General features: G+C 61.2%; 20 protein-coding genes. 7 read left to right on the top strand and 13 right to left on the bottom strand.

Annotated elements, in window-relative coordinates; genetic code table 11:
• Positions 1 to 65 precede the first annotated feature (65 nt).
• The 3 genes from AC1DQM_RS17835 to AC1DQM_RS17825 form a co-directional block, all read right to left on the bottom strand.
• On the bottom strand, positions 66 to 410 hold the full coding sequence (locus AC1DQM_RS17835) for a YegP family protein (RefSeq protein WP_019580886.1): 345 nt from the start codon (positions 408 to 410) through the stop codon (positions 66 to 68).
• Positions 411 to 502: 92 nt separating this feature from the next.
• Complete coding sequence (locus tag AC1DQM_RS17830) at positions 503 to 808, bottom strand: ribbon-helix-helix domain-containing protein (RefSeq protein ID WP_019580887.1); 306 nt, start codon at positions 806 to 808, stop codon at positions 503 to 505.
• Positions 809 to 822: 14 nt separating this feature from the next.
• Positions 823 to 1,404: a DJ-1/PfpI family protein gene (locus AC1DQM_RS17825; RefSeq protein ID WP_018926842.1), complete on the bottom strand. Its 582-nt coding sequence runs from the start codon at positions 1,402 to 1,404 to the stop codon at positions 823 to 825.
• A 344-nt stretch (positions 1,405 to 1,748) separates the two neighbouring features.
• Between AC1DQM_RS17825 and AC1DQM_RS17820 the strand changes: the two genes are divergently transcribed.
• Positions 1,749 to 2,663, top strand: a complete 915-nt coding sequence (locus AC1DQM_RS17820; protein ID WP_086944807.1) for a DMT family transporter — start codon at positions 1,749 to 1,751, stop codon at positions 2,661 to 2,663.
• Here the strand turns inward: AC1DQM_RS17820 and AC1DQM_RS17815 are convergent.
• From AC1DQM_RS17815 to AC1DQM_RS17800, 4 genes are all read right to left on the bottom strand, one after another.
• Positions 2,653 to 3,879, bottom strand: a complete 1,227-nt coding sequence (locus AC1DQM_RS17815) for a class I SAM-dependent methyltransferase (protein WP_477746600.1) — start codon at positions 3,877 to 3,879, stop codon at positions 2,653 to 2,655. The two genes, AC1DQM_RS17820 and AC1DQM_RS17815, sit on opposite strands and share 11 nt — an antisense overlap.
• Positions 3,880 to 4,143: 264 nt before the next feature.
• On the bottom strand, positions 4,144 to 4,761 hold the full coding sequence (locus AC1DQM_RS17810) for a TPM domain-containing protein (RefSeq protein ID WP_018926845.1): 618 nt from the start codon (positions 4,759 to 4,761) through the stop codon (positions 4,144 to 4,146).
• A gap of 48 nt (positions 4,762 to 4,809) precedes the next feature.
• A complete protein-coding gene (locus AC1DQM_RS17805; protein WP_477746599.1) occupies positions 4,810 to 5,550 on the bottom strand; it encodes a TPM domain-containing protein in 741 nt (246 codons plus the stop codon).
• Positions 5,551 to 5,593: 43 nt separating this feature from the next.
• The gene (locus tag AC1DQM_RS17800; RefSeq protein WP_064621343.1) at positions 5,594 to 6,205 is read right to left on the bottom strand and encodes a LemA family protein; all 612 of its coding nucleotides are present in this window, start codon (positions 6,203 to 6,205) and stop codon (positions 5,594 to 5,596) included.
• 247 nt (positions 6,206 to 6,452) lie between these two features.
• On the opposite strand from AC1DQM_RS17800, the gene bglX reads away from it, so the two are divergent.
• On the top strand, positions 6,453 to 8,744 hold the full coding sequence (bglX, locus tag AC1DQM_RS17795; protein WP_018926848.1) for a beta-glucosidase BglX: 2,292 nt from the start codon (positions 6,453 to 6,455) through the stop codon (positions 8,742 to 8,744).
• A gap of 63 nt (positions 8,745 to 8,807) precedes the next feature.
• Here bglX and AC1DQM_RS17790 read toward each other — a convergent pair whose 3' ends face one another.
• The 5 genes from AC1DQM_RS17790 to AC1DQM_RS17770 all read right to left on the bottom strand — a co-directional run bounded on the left by AC1DQM_RS17790 (position 8,808) and on the right by AC1DQM_RS17770 (position 13,163).
• A complete protein-coding gene (locus AC1DQM_RS17790) occupies positions 8,808 to 9,965 on the bottom strand; it encodes a phospholipase D-like domain-containing protein (protein ID WP_477746598.1) in 1,158 nt (385 codons plus the stop codon).
• A 1-nt stretch (position 9,966) separates the two neighbouring features.
• On the bottom strand, positions 9,967 to 10,557 hold the full coding sequence (locus AC1DQM_RS17785; RefSeq protein ID WP_028939271.1) for a YceI family protein: 591 nt from the start codon (positions 10,555 to 10,557) through the stop codon (positions 9,967 to 9,969).
• A gap of 232 nt (positions 10,558 to 10,789) precedes the next feature.
• Positions 10,790 to 11,119 (bottom strand): hypothetical protein, encoded by a 330-nt coding sequence (locus AC1DQM_RS17780; RefSeq protein ID WP_018926851.1) that lies wholly within the window; start codon positions 11,117 to 11,119, stop codon positions 10,790 to 10,792.
• Entirely contained in the window at positions 11,116 to 12,210 is a 1,095-nt protein-coding gene (locus tag AC1DQM_RS17775; RefSeq protein WP_477746597.1) for a serine hydrolase domain-containing protein, read from the bottom strand. Before AC1DQM_RS17775 ends, AC1DQM_RS17780 begins: the two co-directional genes overlap by 4 nt.
• A 65-nt stretch (positions 12,211 to 12,275) precedes the next feature.
• Positions 12,276 to 13,163, bottom strand: coding sequence for an acyl-CoA dehydrogenase middle domain-containing protein (locus AC1DQM_RS17770; protein WP_477746596.1), 888 nt, complete (start codon positions 13,161 to 13,163; stop codon positions 12,276 to 12,278).
• 154 nt (positions 13,164 to 13,317) lie between these two features.
• Here AC1DQM_RS17770 and olsB point away from each other — a divergent pair, with 154 nt between their 5' ends.
• Positions 13,318 to 14,073, top strand: a complete 756-nt coding sequence (olsB, locus tag AC1DQM_RS17765) for an L-ornithine N(alpha)-acyltransferase (protein ID WP_019580897.1) — start codon at positions 13,318 to 13,320, stop codon at positions 14,071 to 14,073.
• Positions 14,073 to 14,864, top strand: coding sequence for a lysophospholipid acyltransferase family protein (locus tag AC1DQM_RS17760; RefSeq protein WP_477746595.1), 792 nt, complete (start codon positions 14,073 to 14,075; stop codon positions 14,862 to 14,864). Before olsB ends, AC1DQM_RS17760 begins: the two co-directional genes overlap by 1 nt.
• Before the next feature lie 45 nt (positions 14,865 to 14,909).
• Here AC1DQM_RS17760 and AC1DQM_RS17755 read toward each other — a convergent pair whose 3' ends face one another.
• The gene (locus AC1DQM_RS17755; RefSeq protein ID WP_477746594.1) at positions 14,910 to 15,488 is read right to left on the bottom strand and encodes an acyl carrier protein phosphodiesterase; all 579 of its coding nucleotides are present in this window, start codon (positions 15,486 to 15,488) and stop codon (positions 14,910 to 14,912) included.
• Between the two features lie 155 nt (positions 15,489 to 15,643).
• Here AC1DQM_RS17755 and AC1DQM_RS17750 point away from each other — a divergent pair, with 155 nt between their 5' ends.
• From AC1DQM_RS17750 to AC1DQM_RS17740, 3 genes are read left to right on the top strand one after another with little or no spacing between them, the layout of a single operon-like run.
• Positions 15,644 to 15,946 carry an ArsR/SmtB family transcription factor gene (locus AC1DQM_RS17750; protein WP_018926857.1) on the top strand — a complete coding sequence of 101 codons (303 nt, stop codon included), beginning with the start codon at positions 15,644 to 15,646 and terminating at the stop codon, positions 15,944 to 15,946.
• Between the two features lie 25 nt (positions 15,947 to 15,971).
• On the top strand, positions 15,972 to 17,138 hold the full coding sequence (locus tag AC1DQM_RS17745) for an MFS transporter (protein WP_477746593.1): 1,167 nt from the start codon (positions 15,972 to 15,974) through the stop codon (positions 17,136 to 17,138).
• A gap of 21 nt (positions 17,139 to 17,159) precedes the next feature.
• The gene (locus AC1DQM_RS17740) at positions 17,160 to 18,209 is read left to right on the top strand and encodes an alkene reductase (protein WP_018926859.1); all 1,050 of its coding nucleotides are present in this window, start codon (positions 17,160 to 17,162) and stop codon (positions 18,207 to 18,209) included.
• Positions 18,210 to 18,369 lie beyond the last annotated feature (160 nt).

Raw genomic sequence — 18,369 nt, 5'->3', positions numbered from 1 at the left:
GAACACACAAAACCACTGCGGGAGAGAGCCGTCAGGCTCGCTCCCGCAGTGGGTATGCGGTGTGTTTAGAACACCGGCAAGGTCTTGTCCTTGATCACCGTGGTCGGGCCGTTGGCCTTGACGCTGGCGATGCCTTTTTCCCTCGCGGCATCGGATGAATAAGACTCGCTGCTGCCGATGATTTGATGGTTGGCGGCCTTGAGGTTGAAGTAAGGATGGCCATCCTTGGTGGCTTTTTTCTCGTAGCGTTCGTCCAGCGGGCTATTGGCCTGAACCGAGGCGATTCCGCTATCGACCGCACCGCGCGTGGTGTACAGCTCACTGACCAGAATGGTTTCGGCGTTGGCCGCTTTCAACACAAACTTGAACTGACCATTGCTGGTTTTGCTCACTTCGTACCATCCAGACATGCTTGTTCTCCTTGGCGATTGAGAGGTTTCGCGCTTCAGAGTAAAGACCAAGCCAGGTTTTCTGTCGCCGGTAAGGTCCAAACAAAACCGCCCTACTTCACCACCGTCCGCACCACCGACAACTCAGGTGCCTGCACCCGGCGCTGGCTCAAATAGCGCATGCAACTGACCCGCAAGAACGAGGCGAAATTCACCACCTCGCCGCGGTAGTCCATCACCTCTTCATACAGTTTGGCGATCAACTGATTGGTGGTCATGCCGTCGACCTCGGCGATTTCGCTGAGGATGTCCCAGAACTGGTTCTCCAGCCGCAGGGTGGTCACCACCCCGCAGATGCGCAGCGAGCGGGAGCGCGATTCGTAGAGAATCGGATCGGCCTTGACGTAGAGCTCGCACATGAACAGGTCCCTCGTTACAGCGTGATTTTGGTGCCCAGCAACCCGAGGAAACCGGCCAGCCAGCTCGGGTGCGCCGGCCAGGCCGGGGCTGTGGCCAGATTGCCTTGAACGTGGCCTTCCGTCACCGGGATATCGATGTACGTGCCGCCAGCCAGGCGCACTTCCGGGGCACAGGCCGGGTAGGCGCTGCACTCGCGACCTTCAAGAATACCGGCGGCGGCCAGCAATTGCGCGCCGTGACACACGGCCGCGATCGGTTTGCCAGCCTTGTCGAACGCTTGCACCAACGCCAGGACTTTTTCGTTCAGCCGCAGGTACTCCGGCGCACGACCGCCCGGGATCAGCAGCGCGTCGTAGTCCGCCGCATCGACCTTGGTGAAATCAAAGTTCAGGGCAAACAGATGACCGGGTTTTTCGCTGTAGGTCTGGTCGCCTTCGAAGTCATGGATCGCCGTGCGCACGGTCTGGCCGGCGGTTTTGTCCGGGCAAACGGCATGCACCGTGTGGCCGACCATCAGCAGCGCCTGGAAGGGCACCATCACTTCGTAGTCTTCGACGTAATCGCCAACCAGCATCAGGATTTTTTTAGCAGCCATGGGGAGGACTCCTCTGGAAAATGCGTGGGCCTGCAGGAGTATTCAAGGTAGTCCTTATCCGGCGGGTCGGGTAATAACCAGTTACTACGGACGCAATGGTTTTTGTGGCGAGGGGGCTTGCCCCCGTTGGGTCGCGAAGCGGCCCTAATCCGGTCAACCAGGCTCTCTGGTTTTGCGACTGCTGCGCAGTCGAACGGGGCGGTGCGGCGTTCCGACAAGCCCCCTCGCCACAGGCATTACCCCCAACTGTACGCATAACTCTGCGCCTAGCTGTAACAGAGCAACGCCCCCGGTTTATGGCTAGATGATGACTCTTCCCGCCACCCTCGACTCTGGTTGCCATCATGTCCTCGCGCGAAAACACCGGCATGGCCCTCGGCCTGCTCGGCGTCGTTATCTTCAGCCTGACCCTGCCCTTCACACGGATCGTCGTGCAGGAACTCCATCCGCTGCTCAACGGCCTTGGCCGGGCGCTGTTCGCGGCAATTCCGGCTGCGCTGTTATTGCTGTGGCGCCGGGAAAAATGGCCCACCTGGAAACAGGTCAAAGGCCTGACACTGGTTATCGCCGGGGTCATCCTCGGCTTCCCGGTGCTGTCGGCCTGGGCCATGCAGACACTGCCCGCCTCCCACGGCGCACTGGTCAACGGTTTGCAACCGCTGTGCGTGGCGCTGTATGCCGCGTGGCTGTCCCATGAGCGTCCGTCGAAAGCCTTCTGGGCCTGCGCCGCGCTGGGCAGTGCGCTGGTGCTCGGCTATGCGCTGATCAGCGGAGCCGGCAGTATTCAGGCCGGTGACTTGCTGATGCTCGGGGCGATTGCCGTGGGTGGGTTGGGCTATGCCGAAGGCGGCCGGTTGGCCAGGGAGATGGGCGGCTGGCAGGTGATCTGCTGGGCGTTGGTGCTGTCGACGCCGTTGCTGATTGGGCCGGTGTTGTACCTGGCGCTGCAACATCAGGGCGAGATTTCGGCCAGGACCTGGTGGGCCTTCGGTTATGTCTCGCTGTTTTCGCAGTTCATCGGCTTCTTTGCCTGGTACGCCGGGCTGGCCATGGGCGGCATCGCCCGGGTCAGTCAGATCCAGTTGCTGCAGATCTTCTTCACCATCGCGTTTTCGGCGTTGTTCTTCGGTGAGCACGTCGAGCCGATTACCTGGCTGTTTGCGGCCGGGGTGATCGTGACGGTGATGCTCGGGCGCAAGACCGCAGTGCGCCCGGCGCAACCGGGCACGTTACCGGCGGGAGTTCAGCTCAAGCCTTAGCGACCAGGAACCCGTCAGCCCGCAGCAGGGTTTCCAGGCAATGCTCGCTGATGTGGTAGAAATCCTTCAGCTCCTGAATCTTCACCAACAGCTGAGCCGGGTCCACCGGCTCGGCGCGTTTGACCGCCAGAATCATCTTGTTCTTGTTGGTGTGGTCCAGTGAGATGAACTCGAACACCTTGGTCTCGTAGCCGCAGGCTTCCAGAAACAACGCACGTAAACTGTCGGTGACCATTTCCGCCTGCTGGCCCAGGTGCAAGCCGTATTGCAGCATCGGCTTGAGCAATGCCGGGCTCTGGATCTGCAGGCGTATCTGCTTGTGGCAGCACGGCGAGCACATGATGATCGCAGCGCCGGAACGGATGCCGGTGTGAATCGCATAGTCGGTGGCGATGTCGCAGGCATGCAACGCGATCATCACGTCCAGCTCGCTCGGCGCCACGCTGCGCACGTCACCGCATTTGAACACCAGCCCCGGATGTTCCAGCTTCTCCGCCGCGCTGTTGCACAGCTTGACCATGTCTTCACGCAGCTCGACGCCAGTCACCTCACCCTCGGCTTTCAGGGTGTTGCGCAGGTAGTCATGGATCGCGAACGTCAGGTAACCCTTGCCCGAGCCGAAATCCGCCACCCGCACCGGTTTGTCCAGCGCCAGCGGCGAGGAGGTCAGCGCATGGCTGAAGACTTCGATGAACTTGTTGATCTGCTTCCACTTGCGCGACATCGCCGGGATCAGCTCATGCTGGGCGTTGGTCACGCCGAGGTCTTTGAGGAACGGCCGGTTCAGGTCGAGGAAGCGGTTCTTCTCGCGGTTGTGCTCGGCGGACGGCACTTCGCGCAATTGCTGAGGTTTGCTCTTGAACAGCGAAGATTTGCCCTTTTTGCTGTATTCGAGCTGGGCTTCATCGGTCAATGACAGTAAATGCGCATTTTTGAACGATGCCGGCAACAGCGCGGCAATGGTCGCCACACCTTCGGCAATCGGCAGGTTCTTGGTGATGTCGCGGGTCTTGTAGCGGTAGACGAAGGACAGGCACGGCTGATCCTTGACCGTCAGCTGTTTGATGATCAGCCGCTGCAAGTCCGCTTCGCCACCAACGTACTTGGCCAGCACCAGTTTGATGAAGGCATTGGCGTCCAGGCTGGTTTGCAGCAGGTCGATGAACTGGGCGTGGTGATCCGGCGCGAGGCTGGCGGGAGTGGCGGTGACAGACATGGAAAAAACGGCCTCGGGCGGTGCGAATCGGGGAATGGCGGGTATTTTAGGGGGGATGGCCGTTCGGGACACGCAGTTATTTACCAAACGGTGCGAATCCCGAGGCAAGTAAGTTTCCTGTGGCGAGGGGGCTTGCCCCCGTTGGGCTGCGCAGCGGCCCCCTAGTTTCTTCAGTCACACCGAGTTCTCTGGTTTTACGACTGCTTCGCAGCCGAACGGGAGCAAGCCCCCTCGCCACAAAAGCTACCGAAGGCTGCGATCTTTTTAGCTCAACACCACCAACCGATTCGGCAATTCATTGCGCACTTGGGTCACCGGCACGTGCACCTTGAGCAACTCGCCGCACGCCTCGATGCACGTCACAAACCCCTGCAACGTCTGCCCCTGCTTCACCTGCTGGGTAAACGTCGCCACAATCGCGTCCCAATTCTTGTTGTCCAGCCGTTTGGAAATCCCTTCATCCACCAGAATTTCCACGTAACGCTCGGCCTCGGAGACAAAAATCAGCATGCCGGTGCCGCCCACGGTGTGGTGCAGGTTCTGCTCCAGGAACTGCCGACGCGCCAGGTTCGACGCACGCCAGTGACGGACCGAGCGCGGGATCAGGCGCGTGGTGACTTTCGGAATCCGGAACACCAGGCACAACACGATGAAGCTGACCCATTGCACCAGCAACAGACTGTGCATGGTCAGCCAACCGGTCAGGTAATGCACGATACCCGGCACCACCAGCGCCAACAGGCTGGCCCAGAGCAGCGGGATATACGCATAGTCGTCGGCGCGGGCCGCGAGCACTGTCACCAGTTCGGCGTCGGTGTCGCGCTCGACCCGGGCAATCGCCTCGGCGACTTTGCGTTGTTCGTGTTCAGTCAGTAATGCCATGTTTATGAATGCCTGCTCGCTATTGTTGTTGTGTTTCCCGCCGTGTCATCACCAGCCGCCCGACGAACCACCGCCGCCGAAACTGCCCCCGCCGCCACTGAAGCCCCCGCCACCGCCGCCAAAACCTCCGCCACCAAAACCACCCCGGCCTCTACCCCCTCCACTTGGCACAATACCGAACATCTGGCCGACGAAGATCGTCAGGATAAACAGCAGCACCAGGAACACGAATACCCCCGGATGCCGCGCAATGAAATCGCTCTCCTGATTGCCACGCGGCTCATACACCGTCGACGGCTCGTTCAGCGGATTGCCCCCCAGCACCACCAGCATCGCCGAAACCCCATCGCTGATGCCCTTGCTGAAATTGCCGGCCTTGAACGCCGGCGTGATCACCTGATTGATGATCACCGAACTCTGCGCATCGGTCAGGCGATCTTCCAGGCCATAACCGACTTCGATCCGCAATTTTCGCTCGGCACGCGCGACAATCAGCAGCGCGCCGTTGTTCTTGTCCTTCTGGCCAATGCCCCAGTAGCGTCCCAGCTGATAACCGAAATCCGCGATGTCGGCGCCCTGCAGGTCCGGCAACGTGACCACCACCAACTGCTCGCCGGTGGACTTCTCGTGGGCATTAAGCTGCTGAACCAGCTGCTCGCGCACCGCTGGCTCGATCATTTGGGCGTTGTCCACCACCCGTCCGGTCAGTTCCGGAAACTTCAATCCGGCCTGGGCCGTCAGGGCAAAGACCCAGAACAACAGCATCAGGCCCACTTTCATCACGCGCATTGGCAACCTCTTCCTTGGTGGCACTTCAAACCCGGTCCGGCGCCTACTGGAACTTCACTTCAGGCGCTTTTTCGGCACCGGGGCTGGTGGCCTCGAAAGTTTCGCGGATCGGCAAGTCGCTGTACAACACGGAGTGCCACAAGCGACCGGGGAAGGTACGAAGCTCGGTATTGTACTTCTGCACCGCGAGGATGAAGTCGCGACGCGCCACGGCGATGCGGTTCTCGGTGCCTTCAAGTTGCGATTGCAGCGCCAGGAAGTTCTGGTTGGCCTTGAGGTCAGGATAACGCTCGGACACCACCATCAACCGACTCAGCGCGCCGGTCAGCTGATCCTGCGCCTGCTGGAACTGTTTGAGTTTTTCCGGATTATCCAGCGTGCTCGCATCCACCTGGATCGACGTCGCCTTGGCCCGGGCTTCAACCACTGCGGTCAGGGTTTCTTCCTCGTGTTTGGCGTAGCCCTTGACGGTTTCCACCAGGTTGGGGATCAGGTCGGCGCGGCGCTGGTACTGGTTCTGCACCTGGCCCCACGCGGCCTTGGCCTGTTCGTCGAGGGTCGGGATAGTGTTGATGCCGCAACCGGCCAGCAGAGCGGTCAGCAACATCAAGGCTGCAACCTGCAGGCTCGACCGATAGGGGTGTCGTACATTCATCTGGTTGATGCTCCCTTGCACATTGCGTTGATAAAACAACCGGCGAACTTTGACCCCGGCTCTTGGGGCATAATCTGCGCCGCTACTGGATTGCATCGAGCCAATGGGCTAAAAGATGCCCAGCGAAAAAACAGTAAGAAGTGTGCTGCATTTTTCTAAGCAACACCCAAACAACAATAGTCGCTCCCAAAATTTTGGCTGACCGGCGCGTATTCACTGCCGCTTGGGCCTTTTGAGAAGAATATTCATGAAGAAGCTGTGTTTGCTGGGCCTGTTCGTCAGCCTGGCCAGTCATACCGTATTGGCCGCCACGACGCCCGCACCGATAGAGAACAAGGACGCCTTCATCAGCCATCTGATGAAACAAATGACCCTCGATGAAAAGATCGGCCAGTTGCGCCTGATCAGCATCGGCCCGGAAATGCCTCGGGAGCTGATCCGCAAGGAAATCGCGGCCGGTAATATCGGTGGCACCTTCAACTCGATCACCCGCGCCGAAAACCGTCCGATGCAGGACGCGGCCATGCGCAGCCGGTTGAAGATCCCGATGTTCTTCGCCTATGACGTGATCCACGGCCACCGCACCATTTTCCCGATTCCCCTGGCCCTGGCCTCGAGCTGGGACATGGACGCCATTGGCCGGTCCGGGCGCATCGCCGCCCAGGAAGCCGCGGCTGACAGCCTCGACATCACTTTCGCGCCGATGGTCGACATCTCCCGCGACCCACGCTGGGGCCGCACCTCCGAAGGCTTCGGCGAAGACACTTACCTGGTTTCGCGAATTGCCGGTGTGATGGTCAAGGCCTTGCAGGGCAGCGGTGCGAACGCAGCCGACAGCATCATGGCCAGCGTCAAGCATTTTGCCTTGTACGGCGCGGTCGAGGGCGGTCGTGACTACAACGTCGTCGACATGAGCCCGGTCAAGATGTACCAGGATTACCTGCCGCCCTACCGCGCCGCCATCGACGCCGGTGCCGGCGGGGTGATGGTTGCGCTGAACTCGATCAACGGCGTACCGGCCACCGCCAACACCTGGCTGATGAACGACCTGCTGCGCAAGGAATGGGGCTTCAAGGGCCTGGCAGTCAGCGACCACGGGGCGATTTTCGAACTGATCAAACACGGCGTCGCCCGCGACGGTCGTGAAGCGGCGAAGCTGGCGATCAAGGCCGGCATCGACATGAGCATGAATGACACGCTCTACGGCAAAGAGCTGCCGGGACTGCTCAAATCCGGCGAGATCGAACAGAAAGACATCGACAACGCCGTGCGCGAAGTGCTCGCCGCCAAGTACGACATGGGTCTGTTCAAAGACCCGTACCTGCGCATCGGCAAGGCCGAGGATGACCCGGCCGACACCTACGCCGAAAGCCGCCTGCACCGCGCCGAGGCCCGTGATGTCGCGCGCCGCAGCCTGGTGTTGCTGAAGAACCAGGGCGATACCCTGCCCCTGAAGAAAACCGCGAAAATCGCCCTGGTCGGCCCTTTGGCGAAAGCACCGATCGACATGATGGGCAGTTGGGCTGCCGCCGGTAAACCTGCGCAATCGGTCACCCTGTTCGACGGCATGACAAATGCCCTCGGCGCGCAGTCGACGCTGATCTACGCCCGTGGCGCGAACATCACCGACGACAAGAAAATCCTCGATTACCTGAACTTCCTCAACTTCGATGCCCCGGAAGTAGTGGACGATCCGCGCCCGGCCAACGTGTTGATCGACGAAGCGGTAAAAGCCGCCAAGGATGCTGATGTGGTAGTGGCTGCAGTGGGCGAATCCCGTGGCATGTCCCACGAATCGTCGAGCCGCACCGACCTGAACATCCCGGGCAACCAGCGCGAGCTGATCAGGGCGTTGAAAGCCACCGGCAAACCGCTGGTGCTGGTGTTGATGAATGGCCGTCCGCTGTCGATTCTCGAAGAGAAAGAGCAGGCTGACGCGATTCTGGAAACTTGGTTCAGCGGCACCGAAGGCGGTAACGCCATCGCTGACGTGCTGTTCGGCGACTACAACCCGTCGGGCAAGCTGCCGATCACCGTTCCGCGCTCGGTGGGTCAGATTCCGACCTACTACAACCACCTGAGCATTGGCCGGCCGTTCACTCCCGGCAAACCGGGCAACTACACCTCGCAGTATTTCGAAGACACCACCGGGCCACTGTTCCCGTTCGGCTTCGGCCTGAGCTACACCCAGTTCAGCCTGACCGACATGGCATTGTCGTCGACCACGCTGAACAAGACCGGCAAGCTCGACGCCAGCGTCGTGGTGAAGAACACCGGTAAGCGTGACGGCGAAACCGTGGTGCAGTTGTACATCCAGGACGTGACCGGCTCGATGATCCGCCCGGTCAAGGAACTGAAGAACTTCCAGAAAGTACTGCTCAAGGCCGGCGAACAGAAAGTCGTGCACTTCACCATCACCGAGGATGACCTGAAGTTCTACAACGCCCAGCTCAAGTACGCTGCGGAACCGGGCAAGTTCAACGTGGAGATCGGCCTGGACTCACAGGACGTGACGCAGCAGAGCTTTGAGTTGCTGTAACCCCGCCTGAAAGCAAAAGATGATCGTTCCCACGCTCTGCGTGGGAACGATCTGAAAAAGTGTTCAGCCCCGCCGATCCAGCAGATTCACCACCACCCGATCCACCCATCCCCAAACCCTTTGCTTGACCCGCCGCCACAACGGTCGGCGCTTCCACGCCTCAAGACTGACTTCCTGGCTCAAGGCAAAGTCATTCTCGAAACTCGCCGCCACCGCTCGGGTCAGCCCTGGGTCCAGGGCTTCGAGGTTGGCCTCCAGATTGAAGCGCAGATTCCAGTGATCGAAATTACATGAGCCGATACTCACCCAATCGTCGATCAACACCATTTTCAGGTGCAGGAAACACGGCTGGAATTCGAAGATCTTCACCCCGGCCCTGAGCAGTCGCGGGTAGTAGCGATGCCCGGCGTAGCGCACCGACGGGTGATCGGTACGCGGCCCGGTCAGCAGCAGACGCACATCGACGCCACGATTCGCCGCCCGGCGCAGCGAGCGGCGGACTTTCCAGGTTGGCAGGAAATAGGGCGTGGCCAGCCAGATTCGCTGCTTGCCGCTGTTCAGCGCGCGAATCAGCGATTGCAGAATGTCCCGGTGCTGGCGGGCGTCGGCATAAGCGACCCGGCCCATGCCCTCGCCCATCACCGGCACTCGCGGCAGGCGCGGTAGACCGAAGTGTGAAACGGGTTTCCAGGCACGCCGATAGCGGTTGGCGATCCATTGGCGGTCGAACAGCAATTGCCAGTCGATGACCAGGGGACCGGTGATTTCCACCATCACTTCGTGCCATTCGCAGGTGTCTTCGCCCGGTGACCAGAACTCATCGGTGACCCCGGTGCCACCGACGACCGCCAGGGATTGATCCACCAGCAGCAACTTGCGGTGATCGCGATAGAAGTTGCCCACCCAGCGTCGCCAGCTCAGCCGATTGTAAAAACGCAACTCGACCCCGGCGGCCATCAGGCGCTGACGCAAAGTCAGTGTGAAGGCCAGGCTGCCATAGTCATCGAACAGACAGCGTACCCGCACGCCACGCTCGGCCGCCTGGACCAGCGCCTGAACCATCGCCTCGGCGCAGGCCCCTGCCTCCACCAGGTACAGCTCCAGCTCGACTTGTTCTTCGGCGCGGGCAATCGCCACCAGCATGCGCGGGAAAAACTGCGGGCCGTCGATCAGCAGTTCGAAGCGATTGCCTTCGCGCCACGGAAAAATTGCACCACGCATTTCAGCGCGCCGTGAAAATCAGCACCGCACCCACCGGTACCGACAGACTGATGGCCGACAAACCGGCGAGCTTGCGCAAGCTTTCCAGGCCTGGGGCCAGGTCGAAATCTTCGGCGCTGATCACCAAAGGCTCGAGGGTCACTACTTGAAAGCGCCGGTCATCGAGACGGGTCGCCAGCAGTTCGGCGTTGTATTGGTGTTGCTTGCCATGCAGGTTGACGGTCACCGGCAAGCGCAGTTCCAGTTGCGCACCGGGCGCCAGGTCGTTGATTGGCCGCAAATCGATTTGCGTGGTAATCAGCGCTTCGGGAAACGTCTGGATCTGGAACAGTTCCTTGCGCATGCGTTCGTCACGCAGCGGAATGCCACTATTAACCGACTCCAGCTCGACTTCTACCTCGGCCAGCCCCTTGGGGTCGACCTTGCCGTGCAGCACCAGAAAGCGCTGCACTTCGGAGATGTTGGCGTTTTTGGTGCTGACGAACGATAGCCGCGAGGACTCGCCGTCCAGGTACCAATTGGCCTGGGCCGACACGGTGACACCGGCCAGCAGCAGGGAAGCGAGGGTTTTGCAGATGAACCGCTTGAACATAGAAACTCGGGGGCAGATAAACCTGAGCGAACCTTAACTGGCTTGAGGCAGGTTGCAAACTTTCTGTGACTTCGCCCCAATCTTTGTGGCGAGGGAGCTTGCTCCCGCTGGAGTGCGAAGCGCTCCCGAAATCAGACAATGAGTTCCTCCAATCAGGTCTCCGCCGCTGGCATTACGACTGCTTCGCAGCCGAGCGGGAGCAAGCTCCCTCACCACAACGAGCACGACCACGTCAGGGTTGCAGCCGGCAGCCCTGGCGCTCGCCGATCCACTGTGCGCTGTTGCTGCGCCCCAATCCGCCGACCGTCACCCGCTTGCTCGCGGCATCATCGACGAAACCGCTGGTGGGTAAATACTGCTTCACATAACCCTGGCAATACGCCGCCGGATTGTTCATCACATACCGGCACGAGCAGTATTCCTTGGCGGTGTAAGCGCTGATGATGTCGGGAAAAGCCCACAGCGCCACGCGTTCCTGCCAGCCCCAGCCGAGCAAAGCGGTCAGCAGCACCAGCAACAATGTGCTGAACGGCCGACGGCGAATGAAACTGCGACGGCTCATGGCTGCACCTTCATGGCAAACGCCTTGAGCGCGAGTTTGAGCAGTTCGTTATGCCGGTAACTTCCATCGCGATCATCGCCGTAGCGGACGATCACCAGTTTTTCGCTGGGAATCACGTACATCGCCTGGCCCCAATGGCCCAGCGCGGCGAAGGTGTCGACGGGCGCATCGGGCCAGGGTTGTGCCGCACCATCCACCGCTCGATTGAGCCACCAATGCCCGCCGGGCACCGCTTCATCCTGGTTGGCTCGGTAGCGGGCGAACGGCTCGCGGCTGAAGTCGACCCACGCCTTGGGCAGTAGCTGCTTCTCGCGCCAGCGACCGTCACGCGCCATCAACAGGCCGACCCGTGCCAGGTCCCGGGCGGTGAGGTAGGCATAGGACGAGGCGACAAATGTCCCCGTGGCATCCGCTTCCCAAACCGCGCCGCGAATGCCCAAGGGTTCGAACAATGCGGTCCACGGATAATCCGGATATCGGGCCGGGCCAACAATGGCTTTCAACGCGGTGGAAAGCAGATTGCTGTCGCCGCTGGAGTAGCGGAAGGCCTGACCGGGCCTGGCGTACGCGTCATGGTCGGCGGTAAACGCAGCCATGTCGCGATGACCTCGGGTGTAGAGCATCGCTACCACCGAGGACTTCAACGGTGCGTACTCATAGTCTTCCTGCCAATCCAGGCCCGAGGCCCAATGCAGCAAGTCGGCCATGGTCATGGCGGGGTGTTTTTCCAGCGCTGGATAGAACTGCACCACCGGGTCCTGCAAGTTGAACAGACCTTCGCCATAGGCCACGCCGAGCACCGTGGCCATCAGGCTTTTGCTGATCGACCAGGTCAGGTGCGGGGTGTCGGCACGGGTCGGGCCGGCGTAGCGCTCGTAGACGAGTTGGCCGTCATGGATCACCACCAAGGCATCGGTGCGGATGCCCTCGCGGGTGGTGTCGTTGCGGAGTGGGAAAGCGTAGTTTTCCAGGGCTTGAACGGCCGGACCGGTGACTGTCGGGCCGGGCAACCATTGCTCGGCCGGCCAGTTTTCGGCCTGGGCCGTGAAGCTGAACAGCAGGATGGAAATCAGCGACAAGCCTTTGAACATGGAGGACGCTCGGAGGATGAACCTGCTGAGCCTAGTCGAGGTTGATGACAGTTTTGGGAGGCCCGTCACCCTAACGAAGATCCCGCCAACGCCTTGGCCAACCGCTTGCCCCGCGCCCCTGCCGCCAGATCCATCACGGCCTGATCGCGCTGCCACATCGCCGCCCACTGCGGCGGGCCGTCGGTCATGGCCTGATTCACTTCAGCCTTGAGCCCGTCGAATTGCGCAAACAACCCACTCAGCAACACATGCCCGGCCGGATTGTTCGGCGCCTGGCGGCTGACTTCCGCGCACCCGGCCAGCAGCGCCAGTAAACGCAGTTGCAAGGTGGGCGGCCAGTCGTTGTCCTGGCCAATGCCGAACAGCCACGCGGTCATGGCGCTCAGCACATAAATGTCTTCCAGGGTGCGGAACGGTTTGACGTAAGCATCCCAGCCGTCCCCCGCCAACAATTCGCACAGCGCGTTGTCGAGAAACAGCCGACCGTGGCTAATCTCGGGCATCAACGGCAACGGCGCGAGTTTCTCCAGACGCACGCCCGGTTCGCCGGGGTAAACCACCGCCAGACTCAGGCGCGGATCGCTGCCTGGCTCTTCGCTGCGAGCGGCGACCAGCAGCCAGTCGGCGGCATCGCCGGCGGTGACGAAATCCTTGCGTCCGCTCAGACGCAGATCCCGCAGCCGGGTCTGCATGTCCGCCACCCGCAAGCTGCGTTGCTCGGTCGCGCACAACGCACCGAGGCTCAGCGGCGCGCTCGGCCAGAGCATCCGCAGCGCCGCTTGATACCCCACCAGAAACGCCAACCCCGGAGTCGCCATCAGCCGTCCGCCGTTCACCGCCAATTCAAACGGGGTGACCGTGCCCAAGCGGTGCAACAAGGTCGCGAAGCCTTCGCCAAGATCGGGGTCGGCGGGCAGGCGATCGCTGCGGTTCAACAGGGTTTGCCAGGGCATAAGAGGCTCCTTGTGGGCTGTCATATAAGCATCACCAAAGCTTCATGGCGATGACACCGGGGCTACATAGCCTGACTTTGCACAACACGGCTGCATAAAGAAAGTCGATCGGCTGCAACCCAAGACGGGTGGCCAGCCCGTACGGAGATTCGCAATGACTCAGATCGCCCGCATCAGCGACACCGGCAATGAACGCCGCCTGCAAGCCGAACGCCTGGTGGGCGCCGAGGCACTGCAGGAAGCCCAGGCCTTGCGCTTCAACGTGTTCAGCGGCGAATTCAACGCCAGGCTCAAAGGCGCGGAATTGGGTCTGGACATGGATGACTATGATGTTCACTGCGCCCACATCGGCGTACGTGACTTGAACACCGGGCGCCTGGTGGCGACCACTCGTTTGCTCGACCACACGGCCGCCAGCAGCCTGGGCAAGTTCTACAGCGAAGAAGAATTCAGCCTGCATGGCCTGGTTCATCTGAAAGGCCCGATCCTGGAAATCGGTCGCACCTGCGTCGACCCGGCCTACCGCAACGGCGGCACCATCGCCGTGCTCTGGGGTGAACTGGCCGAAGTGCTGAACCAGGGCGGCTACAGCTATCTGATGGGTTGCGCGAGCATTCCGATGCAGGACGGCGGCATCCAGGCCCACGCGATCATGCAACGCCTGCGCGAACGTTACCTGTGCACCGAACACCTGCGGGCCGAGCCGAAGAAGCCATTGCCGACGCTGGACATTCCATCGAACGTCATCGCCGAAATGCCGCCGCTGCTCAAGGCCTACATGCGCCTGGGCGCAAAGATCTGCGGCGAGCCGTGCTGGGACGAAGACTTCCAGGTGGCCGACGTGTTCATCCTGCTCAAGCGCGACGAGCTCTGCCCGCGTTACGCCAAGCACTTCAAGGCGGCTGTGTAATGAGCCGCTTGCGGGTGTACGCGCGAATTGCGCGAGTGCTGATGGTGGTGGCGCTGGGCTTGACCATGGCCAGTGTGTTCGGCGCGTTCGAACGACTGGGGATTGCCCATTCGATGGTCCGTCGCCAGCGCTGGTCGCGGTTTTTCATGGCGCGGCTGAGCAATGCCCTGCCCTTTCATGTCACCGTCCATGGTCAATTGCCGAAGGCGCCGATGCTCTGGGTCAGCAACCATGTGTCCTGGACCGACATTCCGCTGCTGGGCATGCTCACGCCGCTGTCGTTCCTGTCCAAGGCTGAAGTGCGCACCTGGCCGGTGGCGGGCTGGTTGGCGGCCAAGGCTGGCAGCCTGTTCATTCGCCGTGGTTCAGGCGACAGTCAGTTGATCCGCAAACAGATGACTCGCCATCTGGAACAGGAACACCCGCTGCTGATGTTCCCGGAAGGCACCACCACCGATGGCCGTTCGCTGCGCACCTTCCACGGTCGTTTGCTGTCTGCGGCGATCGACTCCGAAGTGGCGCTGCAACCGGTGGCGATTCGTTATCTGCGCAACGGCGAGCTGGATACCCTGGCACCGTTCATTGGCGATGATGATTTGCTGTCACACCTGATGCGCTTGTTCGCCAATGATCGGGGTGAGGTGGAGATTCATCTGCTCAAGCCGATCGAGTGCCAGGATCGGGAACGCGCGGCGCTGGCGTTCGAGGCACAGCAGGCGGTGCAGAAGGCCTTGTTTGGGACGATTCCGGAACCCCGGCAAGTCCCGATTCGCCCCGCCATCGCCGCTTAAACACACTTTTCTGTGGGAGCGGGCTTGCTCTCTCCCACAGTGGTTTTATGTCGCCGGCTGACTCTGCACAAAATCCTGAAGCTGCGGATAGAACAACCGGAAATCCTCGCTCAACGGTTCATACCACCGCCGCAACTCCTGCATTGCCGCGGCCAGTTCCTCGGGCCGCGTCAGTCTGCGTGAAATCCCCCGCAGCACCTGCTCAAGCACTTCGAATTCCTGATAAGCCCCCAACCAGTCATTGGCCACCATGTGCGGCGCAATCTTCGCCAGGCGCTCCGGCAACTGCGGCTCGGCCAGCAGCACCCGGTAAACATCCGAGGTGAATTGCCCCAGCGGACGGTCGGCGTACAGCGCCCAGTCCCGCGCCAGGCAATGGTCGAAAAACACATCGAGCACGATCCCGGCGTAACGCCTGCGCGTGATGGAAAACCGTGACAACGAGACATCCACCAACGGATGACGGTCGGTGAAGACATCGATGCTGCGATGCAACTGGATGGCCGCCTCGACCTCCGGATCGAACTGCCCCTGCAGCCGTCCCTTGACGAAGTCGCCATACAGACTGCCGAGCATTTGACCGGGGCGTTGGCCACCGAGGTGCAGATGTGCGAGATAGTTCATGGACGCAGCTTAGCACTGCCTCACCAATATCGTTATAACCCGATATACCGATTTACGCAGTCATCAGACCGAAATCATATTGGTATATCGCGAAATACCGATTTAAAGTTCGCCCCATCGCGATATAACGTTTTACTCATCACGAGTCCCAAGCCATGAACCTCGACCTCGACGAAATAATAAAAGCCCTGGCACATCCGGTACGGCGAGAAATCCTGCACTGGCTCAAAGACCCGGCCGTCGAATTTCCCGACCAGACCCACAGCAACGAGCACGGCGTCTGCGCCGGGCAGATCGATCAACGTTGCGGTTTGTCGCAGTCCACGGTGTCCGCACACCTGGCGACCCTGCAACGCGCCGGCCTGATCAGCAGCCGCAAAGTCGGCCAGTGGCATTTTTTCAAACGCAACGAGGAAACCATCCAGGAGTTCCTTCGCACCTTCAGCAAAGAGCTCTGACCCTTTGGCCGATAAGGAATCAATCATGCCCCTCTCGCTACTCATTCTGGCCTTGAGCGCCTTCGCCATCGGCACCACCGAGTTCGTCATCATGGGCTTGCTGCCCGATGTGGCGGCGGACCTCGGCGTGTCGATCCCCGGCGCCGGCTGGCTGGTGACCGGTTACGCCCTGGGCGTGGCCATCGGCGCGCCGTTCATGGCACTGGCCACCGCCAGGCTGCCGCGCAAGGCCGCATTGGTAGCGTTGATGGGGATTTTCATCATCGGCAACCTGCTCTGCGCCCTGGCCAGTGACTACAACGTCCTGATGTTTGCCCGTGTGGTCACCGCCTTGTGCCATGGCGCGTTCTTCGGCATCGGTTCAGTGGTGGCGGCAGGCCTGGTGCCGGCCAACAAACGTGCGTCGGCCGTGGCCCTGATGTTCACCGGCCTGACCCTGGCCAACGTCCTCGGCGTACCGCTGGGCACCGCGCTCGGCCAGGAAGCCGGCTGGCGTTCGACCTTCTGGGCAGTGACCGTGATCGGTGTGATTGCGCTGATCGGTTTGATCCGCTTTCTGCCGGCCAAGCGCGATGAAGAGAAACTCGACATGCGCGCCGAACTGCGCGCCCTCAAGGGGGCCGGTATCTGGTTATCCCTGAGCATGACCGCCTTGTTCGCCGCGTCGGTCTTCACCTTGTTCACCTATGTCGCGCCGCTGTTGGGCGAAGTCACCGGTGTTTCCCCGCGTGGCGTGACCTGGACCCTGGTGCTCATCGGCCTGGGCCTGACAGTCGGCAACATCATCGGCGGCAAGCTGGCTGACAAAGGCATGGCGGCGACGCTGATCGGCGTGTTCATCACCATGGCGGTGGTCTCCACCGTGCTGACCTGGACCAGCGTGGCCCTGATCCCGACCGAAATCACCCTGTTCCTCTGGGCCACCGCGTGCTTTGCCGCCGTGCCGGCACTGCAAGTCAACGTGGTGACCTTCGGCAAGGCTGCACCGAACCTGGTGTCGACCCTGAACATCGGCGCCTTCAACGTCGGCAACGCACTCGGTGCCTGGGTCGGCGGCAGCGTCATCGCCCACGGCTTCGGCCTGACCCGCGTGCCACTCGCGGCAGCCGCACTGGCGGTGCTCGCCCTGCTGGTGACCCTGATTACTTTCCGTCAGAGCGGCGATGCCGAGCTGGCCCGCGCTACCCATTAATCGCTAAAAGAGAGCTATTAAATGACGACAATTTTCGATCCGATCAAACTGGGCGACCTCGAGTTGGCCAACCGCATCATCATGGCACCGTTGACCCGCTGCCGCGCCGACGAAGGCCGTGTGCCGAACGCGCTGATGGCCGAGTATTACGTGCAGCGCGCCTCTGCCGGCCTGATCCTCAGCGAGGCCACGTCGGTCACGCCGATGGGCGTCGGTTACCCGGACACTCCCGGCATCTGGTCCAACGACCAGGTGCGCGGCTGGAGCAACGTGACCAAAGCGATCCACGGCGCGGGCGGCAAGATCTTCCTGCAACTGTGGCACGTGGGTCGGGTTTCCCACCCTTCGTACCTGAACGGCGAAGCACCGGTCGCACCGAGTGCCATCCAGCCTAAAGGCCATGTCAGCCTGGTTCGTCCATTGGCCGACTACCCAACTCCGCGCGCCCTGGAAACCGCTGAAATCGCCGACATCGTCGACGCTTACCGCGTGGGGGCCGAGAATGCCAAGGCCGCCGGTTTCGACGGCGTGGAAATCCACGGTGCCAACGGTTACCTGCTCGACCAGTTCCTGCAAAGCAGCACCAACCAGCGCACCGACAACTATGGTGGCTCCCTGGAAAACCGTGCACGCCTGTTGCTGGAAGTGACTGACGCCGTGATCGAAGTCTGGGGCGCTGGCCGCGTCGGCATGCACCTGGCACCGCGCGCCGACTCCCATGACATGGGCGACGACAACCTGTCCGAGACCTTCACCTACGTCGCTCGCGAACTGGGAAAACGCGGCATCGCGTTCATCTGCTCGCGCGAAAAAGAAGGCGCCGACAGCCTCGGCCCGCAATTGAAAGAAGCCTTCGGCGGCCCGTACATCGCCAACGAGCGTTTTACCAAGGACAGCGCCAACGAGTGGCTGGCCAGCGGCAAGGCCGACGCGGTGGCGTTTGGGGTGCCGTTCATCGCCAACCCGGACCTGCCAGCGCGCTTGAAGGCCGATGCACCGCTGAACGAGCCGCGTCCGGAACTGTTCTACGGCAAGGGCCCGGTCGGTTATATCGACTATCCGACACTGTAAGCCTCGACCGTTGAAATGCAAAAGCCCCGACTCGAAAGAGCCGGGGCTTTTGCGTATGGAAGATCAAAGGTCACTGAGGCAAATGCGATGCCTTTGGTCGGCTATTCGGCGCCCTTGTAGCCGGGGCGTTCACACTCATTCACATACTCGACACAAAATC

It is taken from the genome of Pseudomonas sp. 01L34 (assembly GCF_056400265.1).
This window is presented reverse-complemented; position numbering and strand designations above follow the sequence as displayed.

Coding starts and splice junctions, on each gene's coding strand:
- AC1DQM_RS17835 (WP_019580886.1), bottom strand. CDS start 410: ATGTCTGGATGGTACGAAGTGAGCAAAACCAGCAATGGTCAGTTCAAG.
- AC1DQM_RS17830 (WP_019580887.1), bottom strand. CDS start 808: ATGTGCGAGCTCTACGTCAAGGCCGATCCGATTCTCTACGAATCGCGC.
- AC1DQM_RS17825 (WP_018926842.1), bottom strand. CDS start 1,404: ATGGCTGCTAAAAAAATCCTGATGCTGGTTGGCGATTACGTCGAAGAC.
- AC1DQM_RS17820 (WP_086944807.1), top strand. CDS start 1,749: ATGTCCTCGCGCGAAAACACCGGCATGGCCCTCGGCCTGCTCGGCGTC.
- AC1DQM_RS17815 (WP_477746600.1), bottom strand. CDS start 3,879: ATGTCTGTCACCGCCACTCCCGCCAGCCTCGCGCCGGATCACCACGCC.
- AC1DQM_RS17810 (WP_018926845.1), bottom strand. CDS start 4,761: ATGGCATTACTGACTGAACACGAACAACGCAAAGTCGCCGAGGCGATT.
- AC1DQM_RS17805 (WP_477746599.1), bottom strand. CDS start 5,550: ATGCGCGTGATGAAAGTGGGCCTGATGCTGTTGTTCTGGGTCTTTGCC.
- AC1DQM_RS17800 (WP_064621343.1), bottom strand. CDS start 6,205: ATGAATGTACGACACCCCTATCGGTCGAGCCTGCAGGTTGCAGCCTTG.
- bglX (WP_018926848.1), top strand. CDS start 6,453: ATGAAGAAGCTGTGTTTGCTGGGCCTGTTCGTCAGCCTGGCCAGTCAT.
- AC1DQM_RS17790 (WP_477746598.1), bottom strand. CDS start 9,965: ATGCGTGGTGCAATTTTTCCGTGGCGCGAAGGCAATCGCTTCGAACTG.
- AC1DQM_RS17785 (WP_028939271.1), bottom strand. CDS start 10,557: ATGTTCAAGCGGTTCATCTGCAAAACCCTCGCTTCCCTGCTGCTGGCC.
- AC1DQM_RS17780 (WP_018926851.1), bottom strand. CDS start 11,119: ATGAGCCGTCGCAGTTTCATTCGCCGTCGGCCGTTCAGCACATTGTTG.
- AC1DQM_RS17775 (WP_477746597.1), bottom strand. CDS start 12,210: ATGTTCAAAGGCTTGTCGCTGATTTCCATCCTGCTGTTCAGCTTCACG.
- AC1DQM_RS17770 (WP_477746596.1), bottom strand. CDS start 13,163: ATGCCCTGGCAAACCCTGTTGAACCGCAGCGATCGCCTGCCCGCCGAC.
- olsB (WP_019580897.1), top strand. CDS start 13,318: ATGACTCAGATCGCCCGCATCAGCGACACCGGCAATGAACGCCGCCTG.
- AC1DQM_RS17760 (WP_477746595.1), top strand. CDS start 14,073: ATGAGCCGCTTGCGGGTGTACGCGCGAATTGCGCGAGTGCTGATGGTG.
- AC1DQM_RS17755 (WP_477746594.1), bottom strand. CDS start 15,488: ATGAACTATCTCGCACATCTGCACCTCGGTGGCCAACGCCCCGGTCAA.
- AC1DQM_RS17750 (WP_018926857.1), top strand. CDS start 15,644: ATGAACCTCGACCTCGACGAAATAATAAAAGCCCTGGCACATCCGGTA.
- AC1DQM_RS17745 (WP_477746593.1), top strand. CDS start 15,972: ATGCCCCTCTCGCTACTCATTCTGGCCTTGAGCGCCTTCGCCATCGGC.
- AC1DQM_RS17740 (WP_018926859.1), top strand. CDS start 17,160: ATGACGACAATTTTCGATCCGATCAAACTGGGCGACCTCGAGTTGGCC.